Origin of the sequence: Nodosilinea sp. LEGE 07298, assembly GCF_015207265.1 — a bacterium.
In the GTDB taxonomy this organism is placed as follows: domain Bacteria; phylum Cyanobacteriota; class Cyanobacteriia; order Phormidesmidales; family Phormidesmidaceae; genus Nodosilinea.
In genome coordinates this window covers 1-18806 of the sequence record NZ_JADEXE010000114.1, presented here as the reverse complement: position 1 = coordinate 18806, position 18806 = coordinate 1, and the positions used below count along the sequence as shown (strand labels likewise).

Below are 18806 nucleotides of genomic sequence, written 5' to 3'. Positions count from 1 at the left end.
TTGACTCAATTGGTCTTGCAGTTGACGATACAAGAGGGGTGTTTCCATGAGACTGGCCTTGAGTTGGGGAATTCAAGCCTCTCATGAAATGCCCCTTCCCATCTACCCTGTCTCATTTGGGACTCCTTTCACAACAACCCTTTCAGGACTTTTCTGCACCACCAAGCCGCTGTCCCAGAGGGAGCCTCTGTTTCAGCTCAACCTGCCGCTCTTGAAGAGCAGCACTTCACCATTTACTACGGCGACACCGGCCACAGTTACGACTCTATCTTTGGCCCTTATCTTCAAGGGGCTAAGGCCATCACGATTGAAGAACCCTATATTCGGGTTTCTCACCAGATTCAAAATTTTGTTCGCTTCTGCGAGACGGCAGTCAAAACGGGCACCGTCAAACGCATTGAGTTAACCACCAGCTACGATAATGAGACTCCAATCGCTGAAATTCAGGATAAGCTCAACGACCTCAAGCAAAGCCTGCTAGAAGTCGATATCGTCCTAGACATTCAACTCAACGAAAATCTCCATGATCGTGAAATTCGACTAGATAACGGTTGGCTCATAAAAATTGGGCGTGGCCTTGACTTTTACCAAAAGCCAGACAGCTGGTTTGGTATTGGTGTCAACGATATGAGCCTTCGCAAATGCTTGGAGACCAAGGTAGATATCTACCGAGAGAGCTGAGACTCAAGATTCAGAATCTCCTAACTAGATATAAGTAAGAACTAGATTAAAAGCTTGTAAATGTCATTTAAATCAAGAAAACCCGATAGAGCCTACCGGGTTCAATCAGTCTTTATGAAACGCTCTCAATCTTGATTTGACGGCGTCACTCGCTTAGTCAAGATTCGCATCACCTCACCAGGCATGGCCCCCGGCAGCAGCCTTGACCACTCTTCCGGTCGGGCATAGCCCAGCCGAAACAGTGACAGCACACAATCGTTCACTACATCAGGGTTGCCAATAGCCAGCAACCGAAGATGGTCAGACGGAGTGCGATCGGGCAAGCCAGCCAGCGGCGGATTTGAGGATTCTGAAGACATGCTTACTTCCTCCCCACTTCGGTGCTGACCAGCGGCAGCGCTGGGGAGACACCCTCTTCACCACCCTGCTCCAAATTCTCAGGATGCGGGTGCGGCTCCGAGAGACTGCAAGCATTTCGGGTAAAGAAAGCGATCGTCTCGGCCAGCCTCGACTCCAGCCGTTCAGCATCAAAGCTGTCTGCCCAGTAAACCGAGTACAGCGCCTCAACGGCTTCGCCAGCACAGGCTTTCGCCGTCTGGTAACGGTTATTGTCTGTCATCATGGTTTTAGCTCCATGTAAGGGGTCAGCCACCGCTCTTGCCGACCAAAGCTGATGCGGTGGCTTTCAACTCTATTATTCTCATTTTTTAGACATAGGCGCAAGGTGAGAATACTGGCAATATGATGGGATGGGCGCAAAAAACCTCATCAAAGACCTAATTGACCAGAAAGGCATCACCCGGTATCGCTTTTGGCAGGACACCGGGCTCAGTCGAGCAACCGCCTATCGGCTGTGCGATGACCCTGGCTACATACCCACTGGCGATGTGATCGAAAAAATTTGCCGCGCATATGGCTGGCAACCAGGAGACTTCATCATCTATGAGCCAGATAATCCCTAGCTCGTTTCTCCTTCCGGCTTTCCCTGGCAATCAGGTAGACACAGCGTATCGACTCCTATGGCTCAGCAGGGCTTGAACTCGTGGGCAACAAATGATACATTTGCACTACCGTAGCCGCAAAAGCCCATGGCTCAAAAAACGATTTAGTGCCGCCTTGTCGCTTCACCCACAACCCGGCAATACCTGTGGATGCTAGCCACGGAAAAGAACACCCCCTTGATCAACGCCCTTATTCAAGCGGTCGTCACCCACGATGATTTTGAGACCTGGCGACTCAAGGGTAAACACCCTGCTGATGTGGTCACCAAGCTCTGTAAAAGCCTGAAGACTGAGGCCCCTTTCTCCGGCCAGCCCTCCCGGTTCTATGCCTCGGCTGAAAAAGCTGTTAACTACATCTTCAAGTCTTGGTTCACTCTCCAGAGTCGCCTCCAGCGCCAAATAACTGGCAAGCAAATGTGGCTCACCATCCTCAAAGGTGATGATAAACTGACCGAAATGTGCGGCCAGGATTTAGAAGCCATTCGGGAAAAAGCTGCTCAAGTTCTGGCTCAGGTTGAAAAAGCCGTTGAGACCGATAAGACCTCAGGCCCAGGCAAATCAGCCAAAGACTTAATCAGAGCGCAACTGTTCAAAAAGCACGACGGGGCTAAACAACCCCTAATACGCTGTGCCACCGCCTACTTACTCAAGAACGGTGGCAAACTTCCCGAGAAGCCTGAAGACCCCGAGAAGTTTACCCAGCGACGGCGCAAAGCCGAAATTCAGGTGCAGCGCCTTCAAGACCAAATCGAAGCCCGCATTCCCAAAGGGCGCGATCTGACTGGGCAAGCCTGGCTCTCGACCCTACTCACCGCCACCACCACCGTGCCCAAGGACAACCGCGAGCACAAGCAGTGGCAGGATAAACTGCTGGCCCAGCCCCGCACCATCCCCTTTCCTATCCTGTTTGAAACCAACGAAGACTTGGTCTGGTCTCTGAACCAAACAGGTCGCCTCTGTGTCCGATTCAACGGTCTCAGCGAGCATACCTTTCAGATTTACTGCGACCAACGGCAGTTGCCCTGGTTCCAGAGGTTTCTAGAAGATCAAACAACCAAGCGGGCCAGCAAAAACCAGCACTCCAGCGCCCTCTTTGCCCTGCGTTCAGCCCGCATCTCCTGGCAAGAAAGCGATCGCAAAGGCCATCCCTGGGATACCCACTATCTCACCCTCTCCTGCACCGTTGATGTTCGCCTCTGGAGCGCCGAGGGCACCGAAGACGTGCGCCAAGAGAAAGCTGTAGAAACCGCCAAGGTGCTCACCCGGCTGAGCGAGAAGAGTAGTTTATCTGACACCCAGCAAAGCTATGCCAAGCGCCTCACCTCTACTCTAGAGAGGCTCAACAGCCCCTTTGACCGCCCCAGCCAACCTCGCTACCAGGGTGAACCCCACCTCATCATTGGCCTGAGCCTGGGCTGGGATAACCCTCTGACGCTGGCTGTTTGGAACGCTCAGACCCAGGAGGTATTGGCTTACCGCAGTCTCAGACAACTGCTGGGCAAAGACTATGCTCTATTTCTCCGACAACGGCGAGAACAAGGTAAACAATCCCACGAGCGCCACAAAGCTCAGCGCCAAGGCAAGAACAACCAGTTTGGCACCTCTAACCTGGGAGAGCATGTCGATCGACTGCTAGCGAAGGCTATCGTGGTCACAGCTCAGCAATACAGAGCAGGCAGTATTGCCGTCCCCAAGTTAGACAACATCCGTGAGATTCTCCAAGCCGAAATTGAGGCCAAAGCCGAGCAAAAGGCTCCAGGCTCGGTCGAAGGCCAAAAACGTTACGCCAAGCAGTACAGAACCAGCATCCATAAGTGGAGCTACGGCAGGCTGCTTGATCAAGTTGGCAGCAAAGCTGCTCAGGCTGGACTTGCTCTAGAAGCCGTTAAACAGCCATGGCAGAAGACTGCTGGTGAGATGGCTAAGGCTGTTGCGATCGCAGCCTATGAGTCCAGACAGACAGTAGTATCTTAGAACTAGAGCCTCCACTACAATAGGCCAAAAGCTTTGAACCTGGAAAACTGAATAGTTCAATAGCGCCGCGACTCATGCTTTGGCCTCTGAGTCGTGTGAAATAAGGGTTAGTTTGGCTGTTGGAATACAGCTGTGCTTTCTGACCCTGGTAGCTACTCGCCCCGATGCTGTCGGACGAGAGGCTTAGGCTTCTCCGAAGAGATTAAGTCGTAGTTGACGTGCTAGTAACCTCAATTATGGCGTAGGTGCGCTCCCAGCAATAGGGGTGCGGATGTACTGCTGTAGCGGCTACCGAATCACCCCCAACCAAGGGGGAACTCGCTCCAACATTGGGTTTGAGGGGCTTTCGTAAGGTGAAATTATCCTTCTCGACCCGCGCAAAATCTGAAATACCTATCAGACGGGCATTCCAGGTCTTTGTAAAGGTCAAAAGATCTCTAATTAGCCAGTGCAGTCGGGATGGATGAGTCGATCCGCGCAAATGACTTCTGAGAGCCTTTATTTAAGTGCCTTTGAGGAGCCTGCGGTCACAATCAACCACCCTGGACAGGGGAGGTTGAAAGGTGAGGAGGAAGCGGCTCTCCGCCGTGTCGTACAGTCACAATCAACCACCCTGGACAGGGGAGGTTGAAAGGGAGGAAAACTATCGAAACCTGATGAACGCAAGGCCGTCACAATCAACCACCCTGGACAGGGGAGGTTGAAAGATCGAATACGACAACCGCTGGGACGCGACCACCACGTCACAATCAACCACCCTGGACAGGGGAGGTTGAAAGCAATTCGCCACCGACCTCATACAGGGGCGGATCGAGTCACAATCAACCACCCTGGACAGGGGAGGTTGAAAGCAGCTGTACGCTTGAGCCTCGAACGTTTCGGTTTTGTCACAATCAACCATCCTGGACAGGGGAGGTTGAAAGAAGCGCCACAACCTTGATCAGCCCAGAGACGCCCTAGTCACAATCAACCACACTGGACAGGGGAGATTGAAAGGAGACAAAAGCCCAGGTAACCCCGGCCAAGGCGTCCGTCACAATCAACCACCCTGGACAGGGGAGGTTGAAGGATTAGATTCAGGCAAATCTAAAGCGAGTTGAAAGAAGGCAGTGGATTGTGATTCTTGAATGAACCCACATCTAGCCACCGCTACAAGACAGTAAGCGACACTTATTTTGTCACTGCCGCTTCAACGACAGCAATGTGTCTCAATAACACTAGTTTGTCACTGATGACAGCAATGTGTCACTGATGACAAATAAAGTGTCACTGTACAACAAAGGGCGGATGAAGGGGATCGAACCCTCGAATGGTGGAATCACAATCCACTGCCTTAACCACTTGGCTACACCCGCCATAATCGCGTTAACTAATATAGCACCGAAGGCGACCACATAACCAGGGAATGTTCAACTTTTTGGCTGATGATGGGTGAGGGTGTCAGACCTTACGATCCAAACCAGTGGATAGGCGATCGCCCGTCGTACCTTCGCCGTCGACTCATCCACTACGGTGAGTTAGGCCGTACTGCGGCTGTGAGTCAATGGTCTTTTGCCTATGTCGGTTTCGATCATCATCCCCACCTGGAACGAGGCCGCTTGCTTGGGCCGTACTTTGGGCGTTCTGCAAAGCCTCAACCCGCCGCCGCGTGAGATTGTGCTGGTAGATGGTGGCAGCAGCGATCGCACGGTTGTGATCGCCCGCACCTGGAGCGATCGCCTGCCCCTAAGAGTGATTCAGGCACCGGCACCGGGGCGATCGGTGCAAATGAACCTGGGCGCGAAGACGGCTAGGGGCGACATTCTCTGTTTTCTCCATGCCGATACCCTGGTCCCCGACGATTTTGTAAACGTCGTCGAGAGCACTCTCGCCAACCCAGGGGTGGCGGGGGGCGGCTTTATTTCGCTGATGGCTGGGCCAGGGGCTACCCGCTGGGGTATCTCACTGCACAACGCGCTTAAAACCTACTACGCCCCGCTGCTGTTTCGGCCCCATCTATTCTTTACTCGGGGTCTGAGGCTGCTGTTTGGCGACCAGGTCATGTTTTGTCGCCGCGCCGATTTTCTCGCCTGCGGTGGTTTCGACCCGGCTCTGCCGATTATGGAAGAAGCCGATCTGTGCCTCAAGCTATGCCGTCGAGGCCACTTGCGTCAGCTGAACCGAGTCGTGCAATCGTCAGACCGGCGGGTAGCGGCCTGGGGTGCCTTCAAAGCCAACGCCATTTATTTAATGATTGGATTGCTCTGGGGGGTGGGAGTGCCCGCCGCTGCCCTGAAGCGGTTTTATGAGGAGGTGCGGTAGAAGAAGGTCGTGGATGGGTGGGACTGATGCTTTGGGCTACCGCATCGGCTGTACGATGCATCAGCTGTACAAAGGCCCTAGTACTCGACGGCTGAAATATGCCTACCATTCCGACTCGCTTGGCTCCCTAGCTCCCCTGCTCCCTCGCGATTGGCAATAGTCGTCACACTTATGCCGCTGTCTACTAGGGGATGGACTGCTGGTTTAGGCTCCAGTCGTAGGGGAGGTAGCGTACCTCGGTTAGGGGCGACAGCGGCGGGTTGCTAGGCAGGTAGGTGCCGATGTACTCGGGTATGGAGGGGGCCGATCGCAAAAAGTCTTGGCCATACCACTTAAAAATTTTGCTGCAGTAGAGCACCCCGGCCTCGGTGTCATAGCGCACCTTGTCGTGGTTGTGAATAAAGCGATGGGCGTCGGTTTCAAGCTGAGCTTCGACAATATCGGGCCAGTAGGCTTCGTTGCGCAGAATTGGGCACCCCACCGAGGCGCACACAACCGCAAAGTGAATACGCGGCTCTTTGAACTGAGGTCGCAACCTATCATGCTCTACATTATTGAGGCTGACGGCTTGACCATCAAGAGTATAGAGAGAGCGGTTGAAAAAGCGCCAGAACGCCAGCCAGTTGGGCAGCCCCAGCACCTTCGGTAAAATCGAGTCGATGGGGTAATGCTTTAGCACCTGTTGAATGGTGAGGGCATTGTAGAGGTTGATCAATAACGCAAGAGAGTCTTCTGTAACCAAGCCATCGAGGGTATTGGGTAGAGATGTCAGCCAGGCATCCAGCTCAGGCAGGGCCTGCTGCTGCCAGCGGGCATAGTCAACTCGGCCCTGGTCATCAACGTAGGTCTGGAGCAAGGTATTCCAGGGGGTAAAATCCAGCATGGCCCATCTCCTGCGCCTGGCGCATAATCCTATGTCTTCGATGCCAACCCCAATGCTGTTGCAGACTGTAGCGCGACCTGTGGCCTGGTGGATGATAGACCACTGGGTACAGTGGGCGTTTCCAGGGGTGCCTACCCTTACTCCCCAAAGTCTCGCAGATTGGTTGAGCGAGGGCAAAGCCCCTTTACCCATTCTGCTTGATGTGCGCCGAGACGATGAATTTGCGGTTAGCCACCTACCGAATGCCCGAGCTACGCCCAATCTAGATGCAGCGCTGGCCCTAGGGCTAAACTCCGATCAGCCTATTGTGGCCTACTGCTCGGTGGGGTATCGCTCGGCCCGACTCGCCGCTGGGCTGCAAGCAGCTGGGTACACCCAGGTGTTTAATCTGGCCGGGTCGATATTTCAGTGGGCAAATCAAGGGCGATCGCTGGTTCACTCGGGTCAGCCCACAGCGGTTGTGCACCCCTACAACCCTCGCTGGGGTCTGCTGCTCAAGCCTGGGTTGGCTCACCTACCAGAGCAATCTAAGCCTGACGTCGACCAGCAGAAATAAGCGTCGGTGACCCTTCAGCTCACACTGGCCAGAATGGTCTCCCACTGAGGCAGGTCTTCGGGGCGATCGATGTCGGTTAAGGGAGTCAGTAGCTCTACGGCAAGGTCTTGTGCGGTGGCCGCCGCCAGGGTTTGGGCCAGCACCTGGTCGCTGCCCCAGGCTATATTTTGAAATAGGGCTGGCTCTGGCTGCCGCAGACCAATGAGGTAATAGCCGCCGTCGGTAGCGGGGCCGAGCACCACATCGACCTGGTGTAGTGCCGCTAGGGTGGCGGCCAAATGGTCGGCTCCTAGGGCAGGGCAGTCGCTACCAATGGCGATCGCCCCCGGTCGACCCAGCGCAAAACTTTGGCTAAAAGCGGCCATCAGGCGATCGCCCAGACCACCCTCAGCTTGGGGATAGTAATCAACCGCATTCCCCAGCCATGCCTGCATCTGCCCCTGGTTACCGCCGGCAAAATGCACCTCAACGGCCAGGGGCAATCGTTGGGCTGCGCCCTGCACCTGAGCCAGCACGTGCTCCGTCATCCGTCGCTGGAGGGCTGCGGCCCCCGCTGGCCCCAGGTGCGGAATCAGGCGGGTTTTAGTGCGACCTGGCTCGGGGTAGCGGGTAAACAGCATCAGGCTAAAGGGCTGGCCCTGAGGTGGGTATATGGCCTGGGTCTTTAGTCGGTTCATGGCAGGAATCGGTTTATGACAGGCCAGATCTCTTTTCGTTAACTGAAAATTAATCGCCGCTTTAGGCTAATTTTTGGGTACCCTATGTCGCAATAGATTACCACCATGGGCTACATGCACGGCTTTGAGTCAAATCATGTGTACGGGTTGGCTGGGGGTGACGGGGCCATGTTTTCGCTATGACCTGCCCACGCCATCCCCACCCCGATCCACCCGCTGGCGGCCCTGCAGAGGTCTGTCCTGAACCGCTGTCACCTATCGACCTGCACCAGGCCCTGCAAGAGAATCAGCGGCTGCGTCAGGAAAACGCCGACCTGCGCATTGCCCTATCAACTACAGCTGAGCACGGCGATTTGATTGAGGCCGACCTGTACAGCACCAATCAGCGCCTTCAGACCGAGATGGCCGAGCGGCTGCGGGCCGAAGTCACCCTCAAAACCCTGATCGACTTGATTTCGCGGCAAAAAGCCGATCTAGAGATCATCATGCACACCATCATGGAGCACGGCGATACCCTCGATACCCAGTGGCACCAGAAGTTTTGCGCCGCCATGGTGCGGGCCGACATCGACGGGCTGACCCAAATTCCCAACCGCCGCCGTTTTGATGAGTACCTGGTGCAGCAGTGGCAAGACATGGGGCGAGAGCAGAGCCCCCTGGCCATCATTCTCTGTGATCTCGACGCCTTTAAAGGCTACAACGACACCTACGGTCACCTAGCCGGAGATACTTGCCTGGTGGCCGTAGCCACCGTGCTGCGCCACTGCCTGCACCACGCCAATGATCTGGTAGCCCGCTACGGCGGCGAAGAGTTTGTGGCCATTTTGCCCCGCACCACCCTGGCCGAAGCCCAGGTGGTAGCCCAGCGGATTCAGCGGGAAGTCTTAGGATTGCGCATTCCGCACCAAAGTTCTACGGTGGCCCCAGTGGTCACAGTGAGCATCGGGGTAGCTGGCACTATTCCCCAGATGCACGCTAGCGGCATCGATCTGCTGCAGCGGGCGGATGAGCAGCTATATAAGGCTAAACGCCTGGGGAAAAACCAGATTTTTGCGGCCAGCGTTTAAAGTCCCGTTCTTAAAGGGCTGGATAGGCTTTGGCGGCTTACTGCGGGTAATTTTTCTAGGATTCCTACCGCCATGCCCAGACAGTTTGGTCGCTTTGCCACCTGCCTAGACAACAGCAGAGAATACCTCACCATTTGCTTTTCGCCCTCGGCATCGGCACGGCAGCAGCGGTGGCGTAACTATGGGTTGTCGGCAGATTTTTTGGGCGATTATTTTGCCACCTTTTTCCCAGGCAACCCGCAAAAAAATGAGGCGGCAGACGATGTGATGCAGCGCGACACTGTTAAGGCTGCTATTAGCTACATCGCCAATGAGCTGCTCGAAAACGCGATTAAATACCACACCGAACGATCTTCAGACCCGATTAGTATTTCGCTATTTTTGTACGAAGATTGCATTGTCTTTCAGTCGCTCAACCTGGTTGAATCGTTGTCAGCTAAGCAGTTTCAGGCGTTTATTCAAGATATTTTAAACGCTACTGATCTCGACATATTGTTTGCCCAACAGCTCGAAAAAGCCGCCGTAGGCCACGGCGAGTCGCACATGGGCTTTTTAACGATGATGTGCGACTATGGCGTGGAATTTGGCTGGGGATTTGGGCACAGCCCTCAGCTACCGGGGTTTATTCAAGTCGATGTGCAGGCCTATCTAAGCCTAAAGGCGGCTTTTTGATCGAGTGTCGCTAGTTTAAGGGCAAGCGATCGCACCCTAGCACGTAGTAGCCCTAAACCCAGTTTCTACCCCTGCTTCCCATGCTGAATTCGATCAACGCCATGATGCCCGACTCTGCCATGATTGAAACCAAAGACTATCGCGTCTACTACCAGGCGGAAACAGCCACCGTAGTGATGGAGGGATTTCTGCGGCTAAACGGCATCGAAGCTTACCAACCTGTGATGGATCTGCTAATAGAGGCGGCTGCGCATGACTCCTTTACCGTTGACCTGCAACAGCTAGAGTTTCTCAACAGCTCGGGCATCAGCATGCTGTCAATGTTTGTGGTCAAGGTGCGCGATCGCGGCACTACCCGCCTCAGCTTTCGCGGCTCTGAGGCAATTCTCTGGCAAACGCGATCGCTCAAAAACCTAAAGCGCCTTATGCCCGACCTGCACATCGAAATGCTGAGATCCTAGGGCAGAGCTGAGTGAATCCGGTGGGGGGGTTGCTTTAGCCTTGATCAAAACCATAGAACCTGTTCTGATCAACCAACCGTTTGTCTTTACCGAAGATTCTCGACCCACAGGATCGATTTCACTGGGCGCTGCACCCGTTCGCCCGACGTATTGAGCCGACCAAAGTAAGTGGTGCTTTGGTAAATCAGCGTTGAAGAACTGCCGCCGTCAAGGCTAAGAGCTTTTACCACACCGCGATCGCCCATAATTGCTGCTATGTCTTCCATCGTCATCCCGCTGGGCGACACCCCCGGCACCTGGGCCGCCATCACCAGCACCACGCTGCCATCGGCCTTGAGCCCCACCGCCGATCGCGCATTGAGCGACTGACTGCCCAGGGCATCGCGGCTCACAGCCTGATCAACAAAACCCTCCGCCACCGACGTATCCTGCGGCAGCAGCTGCGGCCCAGCGCCTACAGCATCTACTAAGGCACAGCCTGCCGGCACGGGTTCTAGGTGAAAGGTGATGTCGTAGCTGGGAGTGCTGCCGCAGTCGTAGCGGCGAAACTCTGAACGATTCAGAATCCTATCCATGTAGCTGGCCAGGTCTGGATTGCCCACCAGGCGATCGTTCTGGCTGGGGTCGGCCACCTGCGCCCCATCTATCACAACGTGGGACGTTGTCAGACCGTTGTTGGGGTCAAAAAAGCCCGCGTTAATGGCGGCAGCCACGCATCCTTCGCCCTCACATACCTGGGCTGCGATCTGGTCAACTCGCTCCAGGGCATCCACCACCGCTACCTGCACCGGATAGCGTATCGGGTCGGGAACGGTGACGACATGCACCGCAGCCGTAGGCAGGTGAATAGTTTCGTAAACCGGCGGCATCGGCTGCGCTTCGGGGGGTGCCTCAGGGCTGGAACCCGCATCCGCTGCATCGACTGGATTGGGAATAGGGGCGCAGCCAAACAGGCCCAGAGCCGAGACCAGACTAAGAGAGAGAGTGTGTCGAAGCAGAGTCTGCATAGTGCCAACAACAGGTTGCGCTCAGCAGTATAGCGGCAACAGCGATCGCCGCCGCTTCGGGACATCCAGTTCGGGGATGGGCATACTGGAACCAGTTTTGGTTGCAGGCCATGCCGGTTCCCACAGTAACAACCAGCGACACCGAGCCAAAGGCGTATCCTTCGGTATCGGTGATCGTGCCCATCTACAATGGCGAGGCCGATTTGCCTGAACTGGTGGAACGCCTGCTGAAGCAGCAGTACCCCGCCGATCGCGTCGAGTATCTGCTGGTGGACAATGGCAGCCGCGATCGCACCCCCGACCTGCTCCAAGCTGCCGCATCTCAGAATGTCAACCTGAGAGTCCTTACCTACAGCACAATCCAAAGCTCCTACGCCGCTCGCAACGCTGGCATCGCCGCCGCCATCGGGGACATTCTCGCTTTTACCGATGCCGACTGTCAGCCCGAGCCAAACTGGCTTGCTGCCCTGGTGCAGCCCTTTAGTAATCATTCCGTAGGATTGGTCGCGGGAGAAATCAAGGCTCTACCCAGCCAGAACTGGCTCGAACGCTACGCCGATCGCCAGGGCACCCTCTCCCAGCACAACACGCTGAATCATTCCTTGTTGCCCTACGGCCAAACCGCAAACCTGGCGGTGCGGGCCGAAATTTTGGGTACAGTTGGCCTCTTTCGTCCCCATTTGACCACGGGCGGAGACGCCGATTTGTGCTGGCGCATTCAGCAAGCCACCGACTGGCAGCTTGTCCACGCTGCCGATGCCGTGGTCTACCATCGCCACCGCGATACCCTGAAGGGCCTGCGCAGCCAGTGGTACCGCTACGGCTGCTCCAACCGTTATCTGCACGACCTGCATGGGGTGGAACTGATGCGATCGCTCACCGCCAAAGAAACTCGCTATCGCCTGCTGCGCTGGGGTTTGAAAGAACTGCCTCAGGCCACAGCCAAGCTGCTGACTGGCCGAGGCACCCCGCTAGAACTGGCGATTACACCGCTGGATCTCTGGTGCACCCGTGCCCGTAGCCAGGGACAGGCCGAGGCCGAGTTACCAGACAGTGCCCGTACCGTCACCCATCTGGGAGAATTGATTGAATGCGAATCCTGATGATCTCGGCCACGTTTCCCTACCCGCCGACGCTGGGGGGCACCCAAATTCGCACCTTTTACCTGCTTAAGCACCTAGGGCAGCGGCACGAGGTGACGCTGGTGACACAGCGATCGCCCGAAGTAACCGACGACGATGTCGCCACCCTCGCCACCTACGTCGACAAGCTGGTCTGCTTTCCTCGCCCCACCGCTGCCGACTTGCAGTCGGGGCTAACAGGTAAACTCAGCCGCTTTGCTCACTTTCTCGCTACAGGTACACCCCCTAGCACCACCTACCTGCACGCCCCCGCCATGCAGCAGTGGATTGACGAGTGGGTCGAGGGTGGCCACTGCGACGCCATTACCTGCGAGCACAGCGTCAACGAAGTCTTTGTGCGGCCCAGTTATCACCAACAGATGAAGAAAGTAGTGGTGGATATTCACAGCTCGCTCTACGGCACCCTAGTGAACCAGCTCCAGACTGGGACGGCGGAGAGGCTGCTGCGCGATCGCCTCAACCTGCCTCTGCTGCGCCGCTACGAACGCCGCTACGCCCAAAAATTCACCGACCTGGTCATTACCACCGAAGAAGATCGCCAGTTCTTTGCGCCGATCGCAGGCCAAACTCCCCTTCATGTAGTGCCCAACGGGGTTGATCTGGTGCAGTTCCCCTACCGCAGTGCCGACCCTGGTGGCCACAGCCTTGTGTTTGTCGGCGCGATGGACTATATCGCCAACGTAGACACCGCAAAATTTCTGGCCCAAGCCATTCTGCCGCTCCTGCGCCAGCGCTACTCCGACGCCGCCCTCTACCTGGTGGGCAACAAACCCACGGCAGACGTTCAGGCGTTAGGGAATTTACCGGGCGTGGTCGTCACCGGGCGGGTGCCCTCGGTCGCCGAGTACCTGCACCGGGCGACCGTATGCGTGGTACCCATGCGTATCGGCTTTGGCATTAAGAACAAAACCTTGGAGGCCATGGCGGCGGGGGTGCCGGTGGTCGCCAGCGATCGCGGCCTCGAAGGTTTGGCTGTAGACCAACCCCAGCGGGCGCTGCGGGCGAATAGCGTGGAGGAGTATGTTGGGGCGATCGGCCAGCTTTTTGAGCAGCCCAACCTGCGCGCCACCCTCTCAGCGCGCGGTCGCGAGCTAATTGAAACCACCTTCACTTGGGAGCGGGCTGGACAAGCCTACGAGGCGGTACTGAGTTACGAAGGGTAGAGATTGGGACGTCATCAAGAATTAGCGCGATAAGATGTAAGGGGTCTTGCCAGCGGCGATTGCGTGACGAGAGTATATTTAGATACCAGTTCCTACAACCGCCCTTTGGATAATCAAACTCAGCCTAAGATTTTCCTTGAAGCTCAGGCTGTCATCATTATCTTGCAGATGATTGAGGTCGGGGAGGTTGAGCTAGTCGGCTCCTCAGTTTTGGACTATGAAAATAGCCGCAATCCCTACCCAATCAAACAGAAAGCAATGGATCGTTATCTTCAGCTTGCTAAGGTGAGGCAAGATGTTAACGATGCTATTCGCCAGAGAGCGGAAGAGTTAGAGTGCAGTGGGCTTAAGGCCCTAGATGCACTGCATACTGCCTGTGCAGAAGCCTCAGCTAGCCAATATTTAATTACCTGCGACAAGCGGCTAATTAATCGATGTTCAGGGCTGGCGATCAAGGTGATAAACCCTGTTAATTTTGTCTTGGAACTGAGTAGTAATGATACAGATCAATAGCGAGCAGCAAGTCTTACAAGAAGGGTTTCAAATTCTTTTGTCGAGTTTGGAGCCCTCTAAATTTGCTCGGTTTTGTGCCGCATGGGGAGCCAGCAACAGCGATTATCTCAAGACTAAAGATGAGCTGTTTGCCCAGGAGTCGGTGAATAGTCTATACGCCAAAATTTCGGATTTTCAGGCATTGAAGCCAGAATCCTGACCGCCGCTATTTCAATCTTTGAACAAAGCTTCTATTTAACTGTCTTTCCATCTTCTTTAACTATGGTGTCGCATAAATTAGACCAGCTCAAAGCACTCTTCGCCGCGATGGATAGAGCGCTGATCGCCTACTCGGGCGGCATTGACAGCACCCTGGTGGCTAAGGTCGCCTACGACGTGCTAGGCGATCGCGCCCTTGCCGTTACCGCCAACTCCCCCTCGCTCATGCCCGCCGATTTAGAAGAAGCTCAGGTGCAGGCGGCAGCGATCGGTATTGCTCACGAGATGGTCGCCACCCACGAGTTGGAGAACCCCAGCTACGCCGCCAACCCGATTAACCGCTGCTATTTCTGCAAGAGCGAGCTGCACGACACTCTCAAGCCCCTGGCCCTGGGGCGCGGCTATCCCTATGTGGTCGATGGCGTCAACGCCGACGATCTCGGCGACTATCGCCCCGGCATTCAGGCGGCCCAAGAACGGGGGGCGAGGTCACCCCTGGCCGAAATCGGCGTTACCAAGCTAGAGGTGCGCGAGATCTCCCGCGCCCTCGGCCTGCCCTGGTGGGATAAACCGGCTCAGCCCTGCCTCAGCTCGCGCTTTCCCTACGGTGAAGAAATTACCTTAGAGAAGCTGCGGCGGGTGGGCCAGGCCGAGCTGTATCTGCGGCATTTGGGGCTGCGCCAGCTCAGGGTGCGATCGCAGGCCGACACTGCCCGAATTGAAATTCCGGCAGAAAATATTAAGGATTTTGTCGCCGCTACCGACCTTGAAGCCCTTGTAAAGGCGCTGCAAGGCTACGGTTTCACCTACGTCACTCTCGATCTAGAGGGCTTTCGCAGCGGTAAGCTAAACCAGGATCTACCCGCTACCCTTGTTAGCCCCTGAGAACGCTCCAGGAGAACGCCCCAGCCATGACCTATCTGCTTGCCGGTGACATTGGCGGCACCAAAACCATTCTGCGCCTGGTTCAAGCCAGCGCGCCCAGCCCAGAGACTCCGGTGATTCTTAAAACCGAGTTTGAGCGCACCTACTCCAGCCAGGCCTACCCCGACCTGGTGCCGATGGTGAAAGAATTTTTGCACCAGGCCGCCATCGATGGCGGGCATGCCTACAATCCCATGCGGGCCTGTTTTGCGATCGCCGGACCCGTGGTCAACAACACCTCTAGCCTCACCAACCTGGCCTGGTCGCTGGAGGGCGATCGCCTGCAGGTCGAGCTAGACCTCCAGCGAGTCGAGCTGATCAACGACTTTGAGGCCGTGGGCTACGGCGTGTTTGGCCTCGCCGCCGACGATATTCACACTTTGCAGGAGGGGGAACCTGACGGCAACGCCCCGGTGGCTATTATCGGCGCGGGCACCGGGCTGGGGCAGGGGTTTGCCCTGGCGACTGGCGGGCAGCCCCTGGTATTTCCCTCCGAGGGGGGGCACGTCGATTTTGCTCCCCGCTCCGAGCTGGAGTTTCAGCTGATGCGCTACTTGATCGACAAGCACCAGATCTCGCGGGTGTCGGTGGAGCGCGTGGTGTCGGGCCAGGGCATTGTGGCAATCTACCAGTTTTTGCGCGATCGCGAATTTGCCACCGAAACCCCAGAGATTGCCGAAGCCATTACCAGTTGGGAGCGCCAGACCGGCCTTTCCACTAAAACCATTGATCCCGCTGCGGTGATTTCTCTAGCCGCCGCCGAGGGCCGCGATCGCCTCTGCCAAAAAACCATGGAAATTTTTGTCTCAGCCTACGGGGCCGAGGCGGGCAATCTGGCCCTCAAGCTGCTGCCCTACGGCGGTCTCTACGTGGCTGGAGGCATCGCCGCCAAAAATCTAACCCTGATGATTGCCGGTGCCTTTTTCGATGCCTTCAGCCACAAGGGCCGGGTCAGCCCCCTGCTCGACCGAGTGCCTGTGCATATTGTGCTCAACCCCCAGGTGGGGCTAATCGGCGCTGCTCTGCGTGCCGCTGCCCCTTTAGTCAATCCCTGAGGTTGGCGGGATTGCTGGATACAGGTATGAATCAAAGCATCAAGGTCTCTCGTCGGGGCAAACGCCGTTTGCCCCGACCCCAATTCATGCCGCCGATCAGCAACGCCAGGGTGCCCTTAGAGCGATAAAATCAAGCATGCAGTGCACCCGTTTGTGAGGTATGGCAGGTCATAGCAAGTGGGCCAATATCAAGCGCCAAAAGGCCCGTGTCGACGCGGTTAAGGGCAAAACCTTCGCCAAGATGTCGCGGGAAATCATTGTGTCGGCGCGCCAGGGCGGCGACCCAGCCGGTAATTTTCAGCTGCGCACCGCGATCGATAAGGCCAAGGCTGCCGGGGTGCCCAACGACAATATCGATCGCGCGATCGCAAAAGGTTCTGGCAATCTGGGGGCCGACGACAGCTATGAGGCCATTCGCTACGAGGGCTATGGCCCTGGCGGCATCGCCGTGCTGATCGAAGCGCTGACCGATAACCGCAACCGCACCGCCGCCGACCTGCGCGCCGCCTTCAGCAAAAGCAATGGCAACCTGGGCGAAACTGGCTGCGTGGGCTGGATGTTTGAGCAAAAAGGCGTGGTCACCATTGCTGAACCCGGTGACGAAGAAGCCCTGCTCGAAGCCGCTATGGAAGGCGGGGCCGAAACCTACGACCTCACTACGCTGCTCAACAACCGAGATGAAGAGATGCCTGGGGCTGAGGTTTTCTGCGCTCCTGGCGATTTAGAGCAGCTTGACACGGCCCTCAAAGCCCACGGCTACACTGTCCAGCAGGTCGACCTGCGCTGGATCCCCAGCAATACCGTTATGGTTGACGATTCTGACCAGGCCCGCCTGTTAATCAAACTGATGGAGGCCCTGGAGGATCTTGACGACGTGCAGTCGGTTACCGCCAACTTTGACCTGGCGGAGGACTTACTGGATCCGATCGCAGCCTAGCCCAGTTCACCAGCGCTCCCTCGGGTACGGGTCAGGCGATTGCCCTAGAGATGCCCGGCCATAGGATCGCTGTCGCTCTGCCGCTGAAGGGTTTCACGCAGATTGAGGTTGGCGATCGCCATGCCCACCTGCTCGGCCACCGTGCGCGCTAGCTGTCGCTTGGCATCTGGCAAAACCTGAGGATTGTCGGTGTTGAGGTAAAACAGCCCCAGGGTCTCGCCCTGGGCCATCATAGGAATACAGAGGGAGGCCGCAATGGCGCTGTCGGCCAGAATATGGTGGCAGCGGGGGCGATCGGTGCCGTTCATCCAGTGCACCCGGCCCCGGCGCAGCCCCCAGCACTCGGGCAGCAGAAAACCAGGCTTAGACCCTAGCTCTGTTCCCCAGTTGGCTACATTTTCGACCTGGTTGAGCGAGGTTCTGAGGATAAAAATACCTCCCGAACAATCGGGAAATAGCGGGGCAATTAGGCTGGCGATCGCCCCGCAGGCTTCTTCAACGGTAAAACAGGCCTGCAAAAATTCGCCAATTTCACTCAGCACCTGCATTTCGGCGTTGCGCTGTTTAAGCTCATCAAGGGTGTCGAGCTGCATGGTCAGTAGCTCTTGCTGCGCGATGCGTCCTAGGTCAACCAAGAGCTGTTGGTCTTCATCGGTAAACGTGCGGGGCACCTGATCAATCACGCAGAGCGTCCCCAGGTTGCTGCCGTTGTTGACCGTTAGCGGCGCTCCGGCATAAAAACGAATTCTAGGGCCATCGGTGACTAGGGGGTTATCGCGAAAGCGCTCATCGAGCAGGGCATCGGGCACGACAAACGGCGAGTTGCCTAAAATGGCGTGGCCACAAAAGGAGATATCGCGCGAAGTTTCGCCTAGGTCTAGCCCCTGATGCGACTTAAACCACTGGCGTTCGGCATCAATTAAACTCATCAACGTGATCGGCACGCCAAACAACCGTTTAGCGATCCGCGTAATGCGGTCAAAGCGTTCTTCTGGCTTGGTGTCTAGAATATGGAGCGATCGCAGGGTGTTGAGCCGGGTCGCTTCGTTGGCTGGGTAGGGGGGCGTTTGCATGGCAGCAGGAACCAAAAAATATTACAGAGCGACGATGACTTGATTGCGGCCCGCGTCTTTGGCACGGTAGAGGGCGGCATCGGCAGCTTTGATTAGCGTTGAACCGGTGCTGCCATGCTGAGGAAAACAGGCCACCCCAAACGACGCAGTCAGCGAATCGATCAGCTGCCCATGGTGAGACATCTTTAGCTGGCTGATGGCGGCTCGGATGACTTCGGCCCGAGCGGCGGTGTCAGCCAGGGTCGCTTCCAGCAAAATTAGGGTCATTTCTTCGCCGCCGTAGCGACAGGCAATATCAGAATGTCGCACACTGTCTTTGAGCAAAGTGCCGACCAGCTTCAGCACCGCATCCCCGGCATCGTGGCCATGGGTGTCGTTAAACCGCTTGAAATGGGGCTCTCCTGGGATCACTATGCAGCGGTTGGAGAAAAATGCCAGCAGATTAGGCATCGGAGGCGGAATCGCTCAAAATTAGTGAATCCGTAGCCAGAGCGCTTAATCAACTTCAAACGCGTGTTGAT

General features: G+C 56.2%; 21 protein-coding genes, 1 tRNA gene, 2 pseudogenes and 1 CRISPR repeat array. Of the genes and pseudogenes, 15 read left to right on the top strand and 9 right to left on the bottom strand.

What is annotated here, in order from left to right; all coding sequences use genetic code 11:
* Nucleotides 1-207 precede the first annotated feature (207 nt).
* Nucleotides 208-681, top strand: a pseudogene (locus IQ273_RS35815) (MIT C-terminal domain-containing protein); the annotation flags it as partial.
* Between the two features lie 125 nt (nucleotides 682-806).
* On the opposite strand, the gene IQ273_RS16400 reads toward IQ273_RS35815, so the two are convergent.
* Together IQ273_RS16400 and IQ273_RS16395 are read right to left on the bottom strand one after the other, a co-directional pair.
* Complete coding sequence (locus tag IQ273_RS16400; protein ID WP_194024243.1) at nucleotides 807-1040, bottom strand: hypothetical protein; 234 nt, start codon at nucleotides 1038-1040, stop codon at nucleotides 807-809.
* Nucleotides 1041-1042: 2 nt separating this feature from the next.
* A complete protein-coding gene (locus IQ273_RS16395) occupies nucleotides 1043-1303 on the bottom strand; it encodes a hypothetical protein (protein ID WP_194024242.1) in 261 nt (86 codons plus the stop codon).
* A gap of 127 nt (nucleotides 1304-1430) precedes the next feature.
* Between IQ273_RS16395 and IQ273_RS16390 the strand changes: the two genes are divergently transcribed.
* Both IQ273_RS16390 and cas12k read left to right on the top strand, forming a co-directional pair.
* Entirely contained in the window at nucleotides 1431-1643 is a 213-nt protein-coding gene (locus IQ273_RS16390) for a helix-turn-helix transcriptional regulator (protein ID WP_194024241.1), read from the top strand.
* Nucleotides 1644-1802: 159 nt separating this feature from the next.
* A pseudogene (cas12k, locus tag IQ273_RS16385) lies at nucleotides 1803-3656 on the top strand (type V CRISPR-associated protein Cas12k); the annotation flags it as partial.
* Nucleotides 3657-4182: 526 nt separating this feature from the next.
* Nucleotides 4183-4725: direct repeats of the CRISPR family, unit length 37 nt; unit sequence GTCACAATCAACCACCCTGGACAGGGGAGGTTGAAAG.
* Nucleotides 4726-4938: 213 nt separating this feature from the next.
* Here the strand turns inward: cas12k and IQ273_RS16380 are convergent.
* A tRNA-His gene (locus IQ273_RS16380) sits at nucleotides 4939-5011 on the bottom strand.
* A 202-nt stretch (nucleotides 5012-5213) separates the two neighbouring features.
* Here IQ273_RS16380 and IQ273_RS16375 point away from each other — a divergent pair.
* Entirely contained in the window at nucleotides 5214-5957 is a 744-nt protein-coding gene (locus IQ273_RS16375) for a TIGR04283 family arsenosugar biosynthesis glycosyltransferase (RefSeq protein ID WP_194024240.1), read from the top strand.
* Nucleotides 5958-6141: 184 nt separating this feature from the next.
* On the opposite strand, the gene IQ273_RS16370 is transcribed toward IQ273_RS16375, so the two are convergent.
* Complete coding sequence (locus tag IQ273_RS16370) at nucleotides 6142-6840, bottom strand: DUF547 domain-containing protein (RefSeq protein WP_194024239.1); 699 nt, start codon at nucleotides 6838-6840, stop codon at nucleotides 6142-6144.
* Between the two features lie 31 nt (nucleotides 6841-6871).
* Here IQ273_RS16370 and IQ273_RS16365 point away from each other — a divergent pair, with 31 nt between their 5' ends.
* Nucleotides 6872-7396 (top strand): rhodanese-like domain-containing protein, encoded by a 525-nt coding sequence (locus tag IQ273_RS16365; protein WP_228053192.1) that lies wholly within the window; start codon nucleotides 6872-6874, stop codon nucleotides 7394-7396.
* Nucleotides 7397-7410: 14 nt separating this feature from the next.
* On the opposite strand, the gene IQ273_RS16360 is transcribed toward IQ273_RS16365, so the two are convergent.
* Nucleotides 7411-8073: a TIGR04282 family arsenosugar biosynthesis glycosyltransferase gene (locus IQ273_RS16360; RefSeq protein ID WP_194024238.1), complete on the bottom strand. Its 663-nt coding sequence runs from the start codon at nucleotides 8071-8073 to the stop codon at nucleotides 7411-7413.
* Nucleotides 8074-8252: 179 nt separating this feature from the next.
* On the opposite strand from IQ273_RS16360, the gene IQ273_RS16355 reads away from it, so the two are divergent.
* The 3 genes from IQ273_RS16355 to IQ273_RS16345 all read left to right on the top strand — a co-directional run bounded on the left by IQ273_RS16355 (nucleotide 8253) and on the right by IQ273_RS16345 (nucleotide 10273).
* On the top strand, nucleotides 8253-9140 hold the full coding sequence (locus tag IQ273_RS16355; protein WP_194024237.1) for a diguanylate cyclase domain-containing protein: 888 nt from the start codon (nucleotides 8253-8255) through the stop codon (nucleotides 9138-9140).
* A 72-nt stretch (nucleotides 9141-9212) separates the two neighbouring features.
* A complete protein-coding gene (locus tag IQ273_RS16350; RefSeq protein WP_194024236.1) occupies nucleotides 9213-9812 on the top strand; it encodes a slr1658 superfamily regulator in 600 nt (199 codons plus the stop codon).
* 80 nt (nucleotides 9813-9892) lie between these two features.
* Nucleotides 9893-10273 (top strand): slr1659 superfamily regulator, encoded by a 381-nt coding sequence (locus IQ273_RS16345; RefSeq protein ID WP_228053190.1) that lies wholly within the window; start codon nucleotides 9893-9895, stop codon nucleotides 10271-10273.
* Nucleotides 10274-10359: 86 nt separating this feature from the next.
* Here the strand turns inward: IQ273_RS16345 and IQ273_RS16340 are convergent, their stop codons facing one another.
* Nucleotides 10360-11280, bottom strand: a complete 921-nt coding sequence (locus IQ273_RS16340) for a phosphodiester glycosidase family protein (RefSeq protein WP_228053188.1) — start codon at nucleotides 11278-11280, stop codon at nucleotides 10360-10362.
* 110 nt (nucleotides 11281-11390) lie between these two features.
* Between IQ273_RS16340 and IQ273_RS16335 the strand changes: the two genes are divergently transcribed.
* The 7 genes from IQ273_RS16335 (at nucleotide 11391) to IQ273_RS16305 (ending at nucleotide 17212) form a co-directional block, all read left to right on the top strand.
* Nucleotides 11391-12383: a glycosyltransferase family 2 protein gene (locus IQ273_RS16335; RefSeq protein WP_194024235.1), complete on the top strand. Its 993-nt coding sequence runs from the start codon at nucleotides 11391-11393 to the stop codon at nucleotides 12381-12383.
* On the top strand, nucleotides 12371-13585 hold the full coding sequence (locus IQ273_RS16330) for a glycosyltransferase family 4 protein (protein ID WP_194024234.1): 1215 nt from the start codon (nucleotides 12371-12373) through the stop codon (nucleotides 13583-13585). Before IQ273_RS16335 ends, IQ273_RS16330 begins: the two co-directional genes overlap by 13 nt.
* A gap of 63 nt (nucleotides 13586-13648) precedes the next feature.
* Nucleotides 13649-14098 (top strand): PIN domain-containing protein, encoded by a 450-nt coding sequence (locus tag IQ273_RS16325; protein WP_194024233.1) that lies wholly within the window; start codon nucleotides 13649-13651, stop codon nucleotides 14096-14098.
* Nucleotides 14082-14297, top strand: coding sequence for a hypothetical protein (locus IQ273_RS16320; protein ID WP_194024232.1), 216 nt, complete (start codon nucleotides 14082-14084; stop codon nucleotides 14295-14297). Before IQ273_RS16325 ends, IQ273_RS16320 begins: the two co-directional genes overlap by 17 nt.
* Nucleotides 14298-14359: 62 nt before the next feature.
* The gene (gene larE, locus IQ273_RS16315; protein ID WP_194024231.1) at nucleotides 14360-15181 is read left to right on the top strand and encodes an ATP-dependent sacrificial sulfur transferase LarE; all 822 of its coding nucleotides are present in this window, start codon (nucleotides 14360-14362) and stop codon (nucleotides 15179-15181) included.
* 26 nt (nucleotides 15182-15207) lie between these two features.
* Nucleotides 15208-16275, top strand: coding sequence for a glucokinase (locus IQ273_RS16310; protein ID WP_194024230.1), 1068 nt, complete (start codon nucleotides 15208-15210; stop codon nucleotides 16273-16275).
* A gap of 160 nt (nucleotides 16276-16435) precedes the next feature.
* Complete coding sequence (locus IQ273_RS16305; RefSeq protein WP_194024229.1) at nucleotides 16436-17212, top strand: YebC/PmpR family DNA-binding transcriptional regulator; 777 nt, start codon at nucleotides 16436-16438, stop codon at nucleotides 17210-17212.
* Between the two features lie 44 nt (nucleotides 17213-17256).
* Here the strand turns inward: IQ273_RS16305 and IQ273_RS16300 are convergent, their stop codons facing one another.
* The 3 genes from IQ273_RS16300 to IQ273_RS16290 are packed head-to-tail and all read right to left on the bottom strand — an operon-like array spanning nucleotide 17257 to nucleotide 18788.
* Nucleotides 17257-18285, bottom strand: coding sequence for a GAF domain-containing protein (locus IQ273_RS16300; RefSeq protein ID WP_194024228.1), 1029 nt, complete (start codon nucleotides 18283-18285; stop codon nucleotides 17257-17259).
* Nucleotides 18286-18306: 21 nt separating this feature from the next.
* Nucleotides 18307-18735 carry a diguanylate cyclase gene (locus tag IQ273_RS16295; protein WP_194024227.1) on the bottom strand — a complete coding sequence of 143 codons (429 nt, stop codon included), beginning with the start codon at nucleotides 18733-18735 and terminating at the stop codon, nucleotides 18307-18309.
* Nucleotides 18696-18788 carry a hypothetical protein gene (locus IQ273_RS16290; protein ID WP_397197971.1) on the bottom strand — a complete coding sequence of 31 codons (93 nt, stop codon included), beginning with the start codon at nucleotides 18786-18788 and terminating at the stop codon, nucleotides 18696-18698. The genes IQ273_RS16295 and IQ273_RS16290 overlap by 40 nt, the downstream gene beginning before the upstream one ends.
* Nucleotides 18789-18806 lie beyond the last annotated feature (18 nt).